Origin of the sequence: Actinoplanes xinjiangensis (genome assembly GCF_003148685.1) — a bacterium.
GTDB classification, from domain to species: Bacteria; Actinomycetota; Actinomycetes; order Mycobacteriales; family Micromonosporaceae; genus Actinoplanes; species Actinoplanes xinjiangensis.
On record NZ_QGGR01000002.1, the window covers coordinates 631,475 to 644,957 of the forward strand.

Consider the following 13,483-nt stretch of genomic DNA (forward strand, 5'->3'; position numbering starts at 1 on the left):
GCGGCGGCCCAGCCGTTCAGGGCGACGCTCAGGTAACCGGGTTCCGCCGGGTGCGGCGCGGTCAGGTAGCGGTGCACCGCCGGGCCGCCGACGCCGGCCGCCAGAACCAGCGGGATCGTCACGGCCACCGTCGTCCGTGCCGGCCCGCGGCCCGCACCGGGAAGGTCCGCATCGGCCAACGGCGCACCCGAACCGGCACGGCCCGAACCAGCACGGCCCGAACCAGCACGGCCCGAACCGGCACGGCCCGACCGGGCATCCGGGAGGGCGGCATCCGAAGCACCGTCCGCACCTGAGAACAGCGGACCGGAACCACCGTCGCCGCCCGAAACCCGTGGACCAGAACCACGGTCAGCGTCCGAAAACCGTGGACCAGAACCACCGTCAGCGTCCGAAAACCGTGGACCAGAACCACCGTCGCCGCCCGGGAACAGCGGACCGGAAGCATCCTCGCCGCCCGAAGACAGTGGATCATCAGCGCCCGGGAGCAGTGCGACGGAACCGGGCGAGGTGTCGTGCCGCCGCTGGACCGGGAGGCCGGGAGGGGCGCCCGCCCGGCGGACCGCACGGTGGTCGCGGAGGAGGGCGACCGCACCGAGGACGGTGACCAGGGCGGTACAGGCGATGACGAGGGGCGCCGGGCGTACCGGCTGGCCTGTCATATGCAGAAGGAGCGCCACCAGCGGCACCGTGATGAGGCCGGCCGCGGCGGCGAGGCCGGGGCGGACGGCGGGGACGCCGGTTTCGGCGGGGAGTCCGGGGAGGGCGCGGATCCAGAGGGCGCCGGTGGCCGCCAGGGCGGTCAGGCAGAGGGGGACGGTGAGCCAGGGGCGGCCGGCGGCCGGGAGGATCGCGGCCAGGGCGGGGTACGCGACCAGCAGCAGCCTCGCCGCCGGGGCACGCAGCAGTGGGGGGACGGTCATCGGGCTCCCATGTGGATGTTCCGGCCGAGACTGTCGAAGTCGAAGCGGTAGATCGCGATGTGCGGCCCGTCGTAGACCTTGATCAGCCAGGGCATGGTGTCGAACTTGGTCAGCTGGGACCGGGTGAAGCCGGGTCTCCCGTCGTGCGGGATCGGCTCGTTCGTCTCGAAGTAGATCTTGATGTCGGGGACCTGTTCGGCCATCCGGCGGTCCACGACCAGGTATTCGAAGCGCCAGCCGCGCAGCTGCTCCATCAGCGCGGGTGGCATCGGACGGCCGGGTTTCGCCAGATACAGCTGATAGGTGGGGAAGCTCTCCGAACCGGTGGTGGGTTCCTGCTCGCCGTAGGAGCCGAAGATCAGGCCGGAGTAGCGGTCGGCGACCAGACGGGCGCCGCGGCCGCGGGTCTCCCGTAGCCAGGCGGACGCGGCGAGCAGCTCGGGGGTGGCCGCGCGGGTGTCCGAGCCGAAGACCGGCGGGCCGGGGAACCGGTAGGACGGGTTCATGCCGGCCGCCGTGTTGCCGACCATGACCAGCGCACACATCGCCAGAAGAAATACGCCGGAACCGCTGATCCGGCGGCGCGCGCGGTCCAGCAGTGCGATGATCAAGGGAGCGGTGACCACGGCGATGCCGAGGTAGCTGAACGCCCAGGAGCGGCGTGCGCCCTCCGCACCCGACGGGGTGAGGATCAGCAGCGTCGCCGGGAAGTACAGGGCGCCGAGCAGCAGCATCGCGGCCGACGCGGCCCTCGTGAGCGGGTCGGTGACACGCCGGCGGCGCCACCAGAGCACGGCGGCGCCGAGGGTGGCGAGCAGGGCTACGCCGGGGGCGAGGAAGGCGGCCTGTTGCTCCCACCAGGGGGCGACCGACTGGTTGAACAGGGTGCGGCCACCGGAGCCGCCGCCGGCCATCCCGCCGAACTGGTCGAGGGCCCGGCCCAGGTAGGGCTGCAGGTAGGTCCCGGTCCGCGGTGACACCGCGGCCATCCACCCGGCCACCGAGACGCCGGCGATCGCGGTCAGAGCCCAGGCGGTACGCGCCGGCGCGCGAAGAACCGTGCAGGCGGACGCGATCAGGGCGAGCATGCCGGTGAGCCAGATCGCGGTCAGGTGGTGGGTGGCGGTGATCGCCACGGTGAACGGCAGGAACAGGGCGGCCCAGCCGAGCCGGGCCCGTGCGCTGACGGCCCGGATCGCGCGCATCGCGCAGGCCAGCGCCCACACCAGGACACCGATCGCCAGCGACTCGTACCCGAGTTGGGTGTCGAAGTAGAGAAACGAGCTGTTGAGGCTGTAGACGATCGCGGCCGCGGCGGCGATCCGCGGGTCCGGCCACAGTTGACCGGCCAGCACCGCGACGCCGAGGGTGAGCAGCACGTGCGCCAGGATCAGCACGAACAGGGCGGCGTGCCAGACGGTGACCCCGGTGAGGGTGGCCAGGGACGCGACGGTGGCGTGCAGGCCCGGATAGTCACCGATCACCCGGACGATCGGGTTCTGCTGGAAGAGCAGGCCGTCGAGGACGATGTCGTGGCTCTGTCCCCAGTGGGCGTACTCGTCGTGGTAGAGCGGACCGGCCGGGTTGCGCAGCAGTTTCGGCAGGTAGGTGAAGCAGGCGTAGCCGATCAGGACGGCGAGGCGCAGCCGGGCGCTCGATCCGCGGCGGATCGCCCAGTACGCCGCGGGCAGGCTGAACACCAGCATGCCCGCCCAGAACCAGGCGAACGAGCCGTCCTGTCCCCATTCGGCCCGCCGGTAGGCGGTCACCAGAGCCGCGGCCCCGGCCGCCCCGGTGATCGTGAGCGTGATCCCGGCGGCGGCCGGTCCGGTCCAGGCGCGCGGCGCCGGTACCGGATCCCGGCCGTCCCGTCGGTCGATGGTGGGGCTGGCCGTGGCCGCGCTCATCGCACCGCCTCCGCTTCGCTTGCTGCTTCGCTCGCAAGCTCGCTCATCGGCTGACGGCCCCCACGGGGGCGATCCGGCGGGCCACCGCGGCGTAGATGTTCCGCGTCGCACCGACCACGTCCGGCCAGGTCGGCAGGATGGCCGGCCGGGTACGCCCGGCGGTCGCGGCGGTTCGGAGCGCGGCGGCCAGGGCGTCCTCGTCGTCCGGGTCGGCGAACCGCAGCCACGCGCTGTCCCCGGCCAGTCCGGCGACCTCGCGGTGCGCGGGGATCGGGCTGGCCACGGTGGGCAGGCCGGCGGCGAGCGCGTCGGCGACCGCCATGCCGAAGGCCTCGTGGGTGGAGGCGGAGACCGCCGCCGAGGCCTGTGCCAGGCAGGAGTCGAAGGCGGCGTCGTCGAGGCGGCCGTGGAAGACCACCCGCCCGGCCAGTCCGAGCCCGGCCGCGAGCTGGCGCAGCCGGTCTCCGGCGGGGCCGGTGCCGACCACGTCGAGGCGGTGCTCCGGATCGAGCCGGGTCATCGCCCGGATCACCCGGTCGACCCGTTTGTACTGTTCCAGCCGGCCGACGCAGAGGATCCGCCGGGTCCGGGGCGCGGCCGGGCCGCGGGCCGGGCGCGGGTCGGTGCCGTTCGGGATGACCACGGCCCGGGTGCCGACGACCGGGAAGTCGCGGAGCACCAGCTCCCGTTCGGCCGAGGTGACGCAGACGACGGCGGAGGCCCGGTTCATGATCGTACGGCCGATCGGCCGGTAGAGCGGGTGCAGTGCCGCCCGGAACCGGGTGTGACCGGTGCCGTGGTAGTGCGGTGTGAACACCAGCGGGGCCTGGTTGCCGAGGGCGGCGCAGAGCGCGGCGAGAGCGTGGTAGCTGTGCGCGTGCAGGACGTCGTACTCGCCGGCGTGGGCGCGCAGCCAGCGCCACAGGGGCACGGACAGGCGGTAGTCGCCGGCCGGGACGGTGAGGGGGAAACGGCGGACGAGCACGCCGTCGACGGTCTCCACGGACCGGACGGCGTGCTGGGTGATCACCTCTACCTCGTCGCCGGCCGCGACCAGGCCGGCGCAGAGCCGTTTCACATGGGTCTCCACCCCGCCGATGTCCGGGTGGTAGGCGTTCGCGACGATGCCGATCCTCATCGGACCTGCCGTTCGGCGACCTGCTTGGCGCGGGCTCGGCGGGGCCATTCGCGGGCGATGGTACGCAGCACGCGCATGCCGTCGGTGAGGGCGTTGAGGTTGCTGACCCCGTGGATGCGGTTGTGCTCGAAGCTGGCGACCTCGGTGATCTTCAGGTCGGCCCGGGCCGCGCGCAGGTTGAGCAGGGTCTCGATCTCGAAGCCGTCGCCCCACAGCCGGCCGTCCGTGTTGTCCGGGGCCGGGGACGTGCTGTCCAGGTCGAAGACGTCCAGGCAGTGCGCCCAGAACGCGTTGTAGCCGTAGCAGAGGTCGCTGTAGCGGGTCCGGAACATGACGTTCACCAGCATGCTCAGGCACTTGTTACCGGCCCGCCGGAGCCGGGTGATGTCGGCGCTGCCGCCGGTCGGCCGGAAGCGGGAGCCCTTGGCGAAGTCGGCGCCCTCGCGCAGCGCCTCGACGAAGCGCGGGATCTCCAGCGGGTCGGTCGAGCCGTCGGCGTCGATCATCACGATGATGTCGCCGGTGGCGGCGGCGAACCCGCAGGCCAGAGCGTTGCCCTTGCCCTTGCGGTTCTGCCGGACGACGCGGATGTCGGGCCGCAGCCGCCGGGCCACCGACACCGTGTCGTCGATGGACCCGCCGTCCACCAGGACGATCTCGTCGACCTGGGGAAGCCGGGCGAAGACGTGCGGGATGTTCTGGGCCTCGTTGAGCGCCGGCACGATGACGCTGATCCGGGGCTCGGGTGCGGTGCCGGCGTCCGGGTCCTGCGGGAGCTCGGGAATCGCCGGGACGGTGGCCTGGATGGTCTGGATGTCGATGACGGCGTTCGTCTCGTCGGGAAGCACACGGTCGACCGTGGGCATAACTCTCTCCGATCGGGGAGGGTGGAGTCGGCCCGGTCCGGGCCGGAGCATGGGAAGGAGCCGGGACGTGTGTCCCGGCCGGGAAGGGCGCTCACGCCTGCGGCGCGCCGACCGTCCACTCGTAGACGTCCTGGCGGGCGGTGAGGCTGCCGGTGGCACCGGTGAAGCCGACCCATCCACTTGCCACACCGGCCCGGCGGGCGAGGTCCACCGGCTGGTCGAGCAGCAGTTCCTCGGTGGCGCCGGCGGTGAGGGCACGCACGTGGACGGTCAGCCGCCGGTCTCCGCCGTCGTACCTGATCCGGGCCTTGAACGGCTTGCCGTAGAGGGGGATCGAGGACTCGGCCGCCGACTCGTACCGGTCGGGGTTGCCGTTGATCGAGACGCCGAGATGGTTCCTGCTCGGGTCCGGGGAGTTCTGGTAGATGTCGAACTCCACGGCCACGCTGCGGTGGATCCCCCGGTAGCCGAGGCCACCGCCCCATCCGCCGAGCGCGCGGGGCCCCTCGCCCTGCGCCACGAAGGCGATCCCGTCCGCACCGCGTCTGCCGCTGCGCAGGTGCGCCGTGAACGTGGTCTCGAACGAGCGGGTGAGGTCGACCATCTCGGTGCTCCAGGCCGATCCGGCCTGCCGGTAGCCCCCGTCGGTCAGGCGGATGACGCGTTCGTCGTCACCCGCCCGCCACATCAGCGAGGCGGTCCCGTTCAGTGACAGCGGGGGCGTGTACGTCGGGTCGACATCGGCCGCGAGTGCTCCTCCCGAGTTCACCGCGGCCACTATCGAGAGCAGGGCGGAAGCCCAGAGACCGCCCCGTGCGACCCTGGACGAACGAGAAAAGCGCACGACATACTCCACTTCAAACGGATTTGCCCGACTTAGACCTGGCCTAAGCTAGGGCAGTCCGCGAAGCCGTGTGAGCGAGTCCCGTTATTTACTCCGGACGGTTTCGTTTCGCGACGATCAAGGGGCGGCACGCCTCGTGAACCGGCCGGTCAGCCCGGCCGAGAACCCACGATCGTGTGAACGGCGGTAAGCACCCCACGCCTGTCCTGATCGACTCGATGCTAGTCATATCGGGGCCAATCCCGACGGAGAATGCCCAGATACCCCAGACTTCGCGCAGGTCAGCGCCGCAGGCGCTCGTTCTGGGGATCGAAGAGCGGCTCCGCCGCCACGGTGGCGAGCAGCAGGCGGCCGAAATAGCCGATCTCCACCTGCGTGCCGGGCACGGCCAGGGCCGAGGGCAACCAGGCGTACGCGATCGGGGCGCCCACCGACCAGCCGTACGCCGCACCGGTCACGTGCCCCACCGGGAACCCGCCCGCGTACACCGGTTCCCGCCCGAGCGGCACGTCTCCGGTGTCGGCCAGCAGCAGACAGGTCAGCCGCCGATCCGGCACCCGGTCGCCGGCCGGCCGCAGCCCCGCCTGATCCGGACCGTCCTCGGTGGTCATGTCCCGCCCCCAGGTGCGATACCCCTTCTCCAGGCGCAGGCTGTCGAACGCCAGCCGGCCGGCCGCGATCAGGCCGTGCTCCCGGCCGGCCTCCCACAGCGTGTCCCACAGACGCAGGCCGTACTGCGCCTCGGTGTAGATCTCCCAGCCCAGCTCACCGACGCCGGACAGGCGCAGCAGAAGGACCGGAACCGTGCCGAGGTACCCCTCCCGCGCCCGGTAGTACCGGAACCCCTCGGCCGACACGTCCACATCAGTGAGCGGGGCGACCAGTTCCCGGGCCGCCGGTCCCCACAGGCCGACCCCGCACGTGCCGCCGGTGACGTCGCGCACCGAGACACCGGGCGGGGCGTGCCGGCGCAGCCAGTCGACGTCGAGCGGACCGTTCCCGCCGACCCGGAACCGGTCCTCGCCGAGCCGGGCCACCGTGACGTCGCCACGGATGCCGCCCGCCGGGTCCAGCAGACAGGTGTAGACGACCGTACCGACCGGACGGTCCACGTCGGCCGCCGTCAGACCGGACAGAAAGGAGGGCGGGCCGGTCACGTTGATCCTGGTCAGCGGGGTCATGTCGTAGAGCGCGACGCGGCGGCGGGTCAGCCGGGCCTCCGTCTCGGCGATCGGCGACCAGTGCCGGGCCGACCACTCGTCCCGCGGGCGTGGTGCCTCCGGGGGCGGGTTGGTCGCGTACCAGAGCGGGCGTTCCCACCCGGCGGCCTCGCCGAAGACCGCGCCCAGCTCGGCCTGCCGGGGGTGGAAGGGGCTGACCCGGACGTTGCGCACCGGCGGCGGGTCGGCCGGGTGCCGGATGCCGTCGGTCTCGGCGAAGGTGCGGATCGCCCGCCGGCGCACGTAGTCCGGGGCCAGCTGGGCCGCGTCGAACCGGTTCAGGTCGCACTCGTGCAGGTCGATCGCGGGCCGGCCGTCGGCCATCCACTCGGCCACCGCCTTCGCCGCTCCGGCCGAATGGGTCACCCGCACCGCCTCCGCCACCCAGAACCCGCGCAGCGAGGCGGCCTCGCCCAGCAGCGGGAAACCGTCGGCGGTGACCGAGAGGACACCGTTGAACGCGTCCTCCAGGGTGGCGCCGCGCAGCGCCGGGATCAGCTCACCGGCCGCCGCCCAGGACTGCCTGAACGTGTCCGGGGTGAACGGCAGCTTCGACGGGTGCGCGTCGCCGGGCAGGTCGGCGAGGTCCACCGGCATCGGCTCGTGCCGGTGCGAGCCGACGCCGAACCGGTCACCGTAGGCGCGGAAGTACAGATCGCGGTCCTGGTGACGCAGGATCGGCAGATCGTCGGAGGCACCGGCCGCGGTGGTCCGTACGTACTGGTGGGCCATCGGCAGCAGCGGGATCGGCACCCCGGCCATCGCCCCGATCGCCGGCCCCCAGAGCCCGGCGCAGCTGACCACCAGGTCCGCCGGGAACTCCTCGTCGGCGGTCGCGACACCGGTCACCCGGCCGGATCGTGAGGTGACCCGGGTGACCGCCCGGTTGCCGAGGAACCGGGCGCCGAGGGACGTCGCCCGGGCGGCCTGGACCTCGGCCGCCCGCACCGGCGGGACCAGTCCGTCGGACGGCACATGGAGCCCGCCGACGATTATTGATTTGTCCAATAATGGGAAGAGGGTTGCGCAGGCGGCCGGATCCAGGACGGATGACGGGACTCCCCAGGACTGCCCGAACCCGAAACGGCGGTGCAACTCGGCGAGCCGGGCCGGCGTCGTCGCGACCTCGAGACTGCCGACCGGGGCGAAGCAGCCGAGCCCGGCGTATTTCTCGACGGTGTAGCGGGCGAGCCGCGACATGGTCCGCGACGGTTCGGTCTGGAAGACCAGCCCCGGCGCGTGCGAGCTGGAACCGCCGGTCTCGAAGAGCGGCCCCTGATCCAGGACGGTGACGTCGGTCCAGCCGCGGCCGGTCAGCTCGTCGGCGAGCGCGCAACCGACGATCCCCGCGCCGATGATGACAACCGTGGGTCCGGACATCGCGCCCCCTCCTCGCCGCCACCGCCATTCGACCTCTTTTGGCCCACGTCAACAAGCCCCGGCATACTGCCCCGGTGGATCACCCGTTCCTGGACACCCCGGGACCGCTCGCCTTCGCGCACCGCGGCGGTGCCGCCGAGGGCGACGAGAACACCGCCGGGGCCTTCCAGCGGGCCGTCGACATGGGTTACCGGTATGTGGAGACCGACGTGCACGCCACCGCGGACGGGGTCCCTGTCGTCATCCACGACGAACGGCTCGACCGGCTGGCCGGGTTGCAGGGCCGGGTCGCCGATCTGACCTGGGCCGACCTGGCATCGGTGCGGGTCGGGGGCGCCGCCGCGGTGCCCCGCCTCGACGAGGTCCTGGACGCCTGGCCGCAGATCCGGTTCAACGTGGACGTGAAGGCCGACGGGGTGGTCGCGCCGGCCGTGGCCGCGGTCCGCGCCACCGGCGCCGAGGAGCGGGTGCTGCTCGCCTCGTTCAGCGACGACCGGCTCGCCCGGGTCCGTGCGCTCGCCGGCCCACGGGTCGCCACCTCGCTCGGCATGCGGGCGACCGCCCGGCTGCGGATCGCCTCGGCCGTCGGCGTACGTCTGCGGCCGCCCGGATCCGCGGTCGCCGCCCAGATCCCGGTCCGCCACGGCCGGGTCACCGTGCTCACTCCGCGATTTCTCACCTATCTGCACCGGCTCGGATTGCAGGCCCATGTGTGGACGATCGACGATCCGGAAGAAATGAATCGGCTCCTCGACATGGGTGTCGACGGCATCATGACGGACCGTATCGAAGTGTTGCGCGACGTCTATAGGGCGCGCGGTTTCTGGCCCGCTGACGGATAGTGCCTGCTCTCGGTGCAAGGAGTTACCTTCCCTGGTCAGGGACTTTTTTCTACGATCAGTTGAACTCCGGACATCATCCGTTCGGAGGATGCTTGGGGTTCGACGCCGGTTCCACATATTTTCTTTAGGGCCACCATAAGAAATCTTCGACGCGGGTTCCGGAATTGCTTTCTGTGAGACGCGCCCTTAACGTCTGGTCGGTCGGCGCCGGGAACCGGCGCCTTCATTGACCGGGAATCGGGAAAAGAAGGTCTCGTCATGCGAAGCTCGGGGCAACGACGTACCCGGCTGTTGGCCGGTGGCGCAGTGATCATCGCGATCGGCGGGGTGATCGGTTTCACCCAGTTCGCCAACGCTGCCGACACCGACACCAGCACCAAAGCCGGTGAGAGCGGGGCCGGAAAGGTCGTCGGCAACAACCTGACGATCCTCACCGACACCTGCGTGGACAGCGGACTCCAGCCCCACGACGGCTTCCAGCGCGGCGAACGATGCGTCTCCACCGAGTTCGGTGAGGTCGGCGCGGCCGCCAACAACCCCACTCTGCTGATCACCGAGGCGCCTGACGAGGTCACCGTCGGCACGCCCTTCCAGCTGCGGATCAGCACCCGCAACCTGATCCGGGACCGGTTCCTCGCGGCCGGTCAGGGCGGGTATTACGTGGAGAGCAGCGTCCTCCAGAACGGCCTGGTCCGCGGCCACTTCCACACCGCCTGCCGGATCCTGAACAACAACGGCGAGGCGCCCGAGTCCGCACCCGTGCCGGCGTTCTTCGTCGCCACCGAGGACAGTCGCGGTGGCGCCGAGCCCGACACCGTCACCATCCAGGTGCCGGGACTCCCGCAGGAGGGCGAGTTCCAGTGCTCGTCGTGGGCCGGTGACGGCTCGCACCGGATCCCGATGATGGAGCGCGCCAACCAGACGCCGGCCCTCGACTCCGTCCGGGTCACCGCCCGCGCCGCGAACAACGGCGGCGACGACGGCGGCGACCAGGGCGGCGACAACGGCGGCGGCGACCAGGGCGGCGACGGCAACGGCGGGAACGACAACGGCGGCAACCAGGGCGGCGACCAGGGCGGCGGCGACAACAACGGCGGCGGCGACCAGGGCGGCGACAACGGCGGCGGTAACGACAACGGCGGCGACCAGGGCGGGAACGACAACGGCGGGAACGACGGTGGCAACGACAACGGTGAAGTGACCCCGACGACGCCGCCCGCGACCACGCCGACCACGAAGCCGGCGATCGCCAAGCCGAACAGCACCGTGGTGACCGCCACGCCGCGTACCACCACCACCACGACGAACAACAACGACGACGAGGAAGCCGGAACCTCGGGCGGGACCACGAAGGCGACTCCGAAGCCGAGCCGGACCCCGACCACCCCGAAGTCCGAATCTGCGGAATCTGAAAACTCTGAAGAATCCTCGCAGTCCGAGGAGACCACTCAGAAGCCGGTGACGACCAAGAAGACCACCCAGGCGGCCGAGCCGGAGTACGACGCCCAGCCCGAGCCCACCGACGGTCCGGGTCTCGCCGCCGACCCCGGCGACGGCGCACCGGACAACCCGGAGAGCACCGGTGACACGGTCGCCGAACCGCCCGCGCAGAGCGGCTCGTTCAACCTGATCAGCAGCAACCTCGCCTGGATCGGCGGTGGCGCGGTGATGGTCCTGATCGGCCTGATCATCGCGGCCTTCCTGCGGACCCGGCCGCGCAACACCTGGCGCTGATCGAGCACCTCGCACGGCATGACGGCGGGCTGGACCTCAGGGTCCGGCCCGCCGTTCGCGCATCCCGGCCCGTACCCGGACGGCCCTCACGAACGCCGGTGAGCAGGGGTGCGGATGCGCTTCGACCTGCGTATCCACCGAACCGCTGCGGAAGATCAGCCGCCGGGTGGGAAATTTCGGCAAAGCGGAGGCGGGACGGTTGCCCGGCCAGAATAAGGGTAGCCTTACCTGCTGAGATCACTATTCCGGCGGCAATCACCACTCCGGCAGCATTCGTTCCCCCGCAGTGAGGTGCACTCCATGGCGAACAGACCCGCTCGACCGGCCCACGAGGGTGTGGTCACCCGCGTGGAGCAACTGACCCCGCACATGGTGCGGGTCGTGGTCGGCGGTGACGCCCTGACCCGGATCGAGGCCGGGCAGTTCACCGACCACTACATCAAGGTGCTCTTCCCCCAGCCCGGTGTCACCTATCCCGAGCCGTTCGACATGGGCGTCATCCGTGAGACGGTGCCGCGGGCCTCGTGGCCGGCCGTCCGGACCTACACGGTGCGCAAGTGGCTGCCCGAGGCCGGCGAGATGTGGGTCGACTTCGTGGTGCACGGCGACGAGGGCGTCGCCGGCCCGTGGGCGGCCGCGGCGCGACCGGGCGACGTGTTCCGGTTCATGGGGCCGGGCGGCGGCTACGCACCCGACGCCACCGCCGACTGGCATCTGCTCGTCGGCGACGAGAGCGCGCTGCCGGCGATCAGCGCGGCCCTGGAGCACATGCCCGAGGGTGCCCGGGTCCGGGCGTTCCTGGAGGTCTCCGGCCCGGACGAGGAGCAGAAGATCGAGACCCGGGCCGACGCCGAGATCACCTGGTTGCACCGGGGCACCGGCGAGTCGCTCGTCGACGCGGTCCGCGGCCTGGAGTTCCCGGCCGGACAGGTGCAGGCGTTCGTGCACGGCGAGGCCAACTTCGTCCGCGACCTGCGCCGGTTCCTCCGTGTCGAACTGGCCATCCCGATGAATCAGCTGTCCATCTCCGGCTACTGGCGGCGCGGCCTCAACGAGGACGGCTGGCAGGCCGGCAAACGGGAGTGGAACGAGCAGATCGAGCGCGAGCAGGAACCCGCCGCGGCGTGACCGGCCGGTAAGGGGTGTAATGCCGGTCACCCGATACCCTGGGTGACGTGGTGATCAAGGAGAAGACCCGGGCCCGCGGGCTGTTCGCACTGACGGCCCTGCTTCTCGCCGCGGTCAACCTGCGGCTCGCGGTCACCAGCATCGGCCCGGTTCTCACCGAGATCCGGGCCGGGCTCGGCATGAGCGCCACGGTCGCCGGGCTGCTCACGTCCGTACCGATGCTGTGTTTCGCCTCGATCGGTCTCGCCGCGCCCCGCCTCGCCCAGCGCTTCGGCCCCGCGCGTGTCGTCCTCGGCGGTCTGCTGCTGCTGGCGGTGGGCCTGACGATCCGGCCGTTCACCGGCGGCCCGGCGCTGTTCCTGCTGTTCAGTGCGGTCGCGCTGGCCGGGATCGCGTTGGTCAACGTGCTGCTGCCGTCGATCGTCAAGGATTGGTTCCCGGACCGGGTGGGCACCGTCACCGGTCTCTACTCGGTGGCGCTCAACATCGGCGCCACCACGGCCGCCGCCGCGACCGTGCCGGTCACCGGCGCCTTCGGCGACGACTGGCGGCTGGGGCTCGCCTGCTGGTCCCTCGCCGCGCTGTTCGCCCTTCCCCCGTGGTTGCTGATGGCCCGCTCGCGCGAGGTCACCGCCGGTGCCACCGCCGACGGATCCGCTCCGGTACGGGTGAGCCGCCACCCAGTCGCGTGGGCCCTCGCGGTGTACTTCGGCATGCAGTCCACCTCCGCCTACGTGATCATCGGCTGGCTCCCGGAGATCTACCGCGACGCCGGCCTCTCCCCCGCCCTGGCCGGTGTCCTGTTCGCGGTCACGTCCCTGCTCGGCGTACCCCTGTCGTTCCTGCTGTCGGCGTACGCCGGCCGCCTCCGTTCGCAGAGCGGCATCGCCCTCGTCCTCGGCCTCTTCGGCATCGCCGGCTGGACCGGTCTGTGGGTCTCCCCGGCCGCCGCCCCCTGGGTGTGGGCCGTCCTGCTCGGCGTCGTCAACGCCGCCTTCCCGCTGGTCCTCACGATGATCGCGCTCCGCGGCCGGACCCCGGCCACGGTCGTTCAGCTGTCGGCGTTCGCGCAGAGCATCGGCTACCTCTTCGCCATCCCCGGCCCGATCCTGGTCGGCGTCCTCCATGACGCCTCCGGCGGCTGGCGGTTGCCGCTGGCCCTGATGGCGGCCCTGATGGTCCCCCAGATCATCGCCGGCATGGCCGCCGGCCGGAACCGCCAGATCTGACCGGCGCCCGGCAGGCCAACCGGGATGACCCGCCCGCGACGGCGGGACTTTCGGCCCGGGTCCGGCGGCGGGTTCCGTGCGCCAATGGTGGCATGACCACCACGACCGTTTCGGAACAGCCACGCCGGGTCGAGCCGGACCGCCGTTATCCGACACCCACGGGGGAGCCGTGCCCGTATGCGCTGCGTAGGGACGGCACCGTGGAGGGTGACGGGGCGTGCCGGGGGTGTGGCACGTGCCTTCTGGGGGCGGGCTGGTCGAGTTGACATTGG

The 13,483-nt window shown here is 71.7% G+C and carries 10 protein-coding genes; 5 read left to right on the forward strand and 5 right to left on the reverse strand.

Annotated elements, in window-relative coordinates:
- Nucleotides 1-515: 515 nt before the first annotated feature.
- The gene (locus BC793_RS06235) at nucleotides 516-974 is read left to right on the forward strand and encodes a hypothetical protein (RefSeq protein ID WP_109590065.1); all 459 of its coding nucleotides are present in this window, start codon (nucleotides 516-518) and stop codon (nucleotides 972-974) included.
- On the opposite strand, the gene BC793_RS06240 is transcribed toward BC793_RS06235, so the two are convergent.
- From BC793_RS06240 to BC793_RS06260, 5 genes are all read right to left on the reverse strand, one after another.
- On the reverse strand, nucleotides 920-2,830 hold the full coding sequence (locus BC793_RS06240) for a hypothetical protein (protein WP_239169664.1): 1,911 nt from the start codon (nucleotides 2,828-2,830) through the stop codon (nucleotides 920-922). The genes BC793_RS06235 and BC793_RS06240 overlap by 55 nt on opposite strands.
- Before the next feature lie 43 nt (nucleotides 2,831-2,873).
- Nucleotides 2,874-3,968, reverse strand: coding sequence for a glycosyltransferase family 4 protein (locus tag BC793_RS06245; RefSeq protein WP_109590067.1), 1,095 nt, complete (start codon nucleotides 3,966-3,968; stop codon nucleotides 2,874-2,876).
- The gene (locus tag BC793_RS06250) at nucleotides 3,965-4,834 is read right to left on the reverse strand and encodes a glycosyltransferase family 2 protein (protein WP_109590069.1); all 870 of its coding nucleotides are present in this window, start codon (nucleotides 4,832-4,834) and stop codon (nucleotides 3,965-3,967) included. The genes BC793_RS06245 and BC793_RS06250 overlap by 4 nt, the downstream gene beginning before the upstream one ends.
- 91 nt (nucleotides 4,835-4,925) lie before the next feature.
- Nucleotides 4,926-5,603: an L-type lectin-domain containing protein gene (locus tag BC793_RS06255; RefSeq protein WP_239169665.1), complete on the reverse strand. Its 678-nt coding sequence runs from the start codon at nucleotides 5,601-5,603 to the stop codon at nucleotides 4,926-4,928.
- Nucleotides 5,604-5,959: 356 nt separating this feature from the next.
- Nucleotides 5,960-8,278 carry a GcvT family protein gene (locus tag BC793_RS06260; RefSeq protein ID WP_109590071.1) on the reverse strand — a complete coding sequence of 773 codons (2,319 nt, stop codon included), beginning with the start codon at nucleotides 8,276-8,278 and terminating at the stop codon, nucleotides 5,960-5,962.
- Between the two features lie 74 nt (nucleotides 8,279-8,352).
- Here BC793_RS06260 and BC793_RS06265 point away from each other — a divergent pair, with 74 nt between their 5' ends.
- From BC793_RS06265 to BC793_RS06280, 4 genes are all read left to right on the forward strand, one after another.
- Nucleotides 8,353-9,120: a glycerophosphodiester phosphodiesterase family protein gene (locus BC793_RS06265; protein WP_109590073.1), complete on the forward strand. Its 768-nt coding sequence runs from the start codon at nucleotides 8,353-8,355 to the stop codon at nucleotides 9,118-9,120.
- Between the two features lie 258 nt (nucleotides 9,121-9,378).
- Nucleotides 9,379-10,854, forward strand: coding sequence for a hypothetical protein (locus tag BC793_RS52755; protein ID WP_170167202.1), 1,476 nt, complete (start codon nucleotides 9,379-9,381; stop codon nucleotides 10,852-10,854).
- A 300-nt stretch (nucleotides 10,855-11,154) separates the two neighbouring features.
- Nucleotides 11,155-11,982 carry a siderophore-interacting protein gene (locus BC793_RS06275; protein ID WP_109590075.1) on the forward strand — a complete coding sequence of 276 codons (828 nt, stop codon included), beginning with the start codon at nucleotides 11,155-11,157 and terminating at the stop codon, nucleotides 11,980-11,982.
- A 47-nt stretch (nucleotides 11,983-12,029) separates the two neighbouring features.
- Nucleotides 12,030-13,211 (forward strand): CynX/NimT family MFS transporter, encoded by a 1,182-nt coding sequence (locus BC793_RS06280; RefSeq protein ID WP_109590078.1) that lies wholly within the window; start codon nucleotides 12,030-12,032, stop codon nucleotides 13,209-13,211.
- The last annotated feature ends 272 nt before the right edge of the window (nucleotides 13,212-13,483 follow it).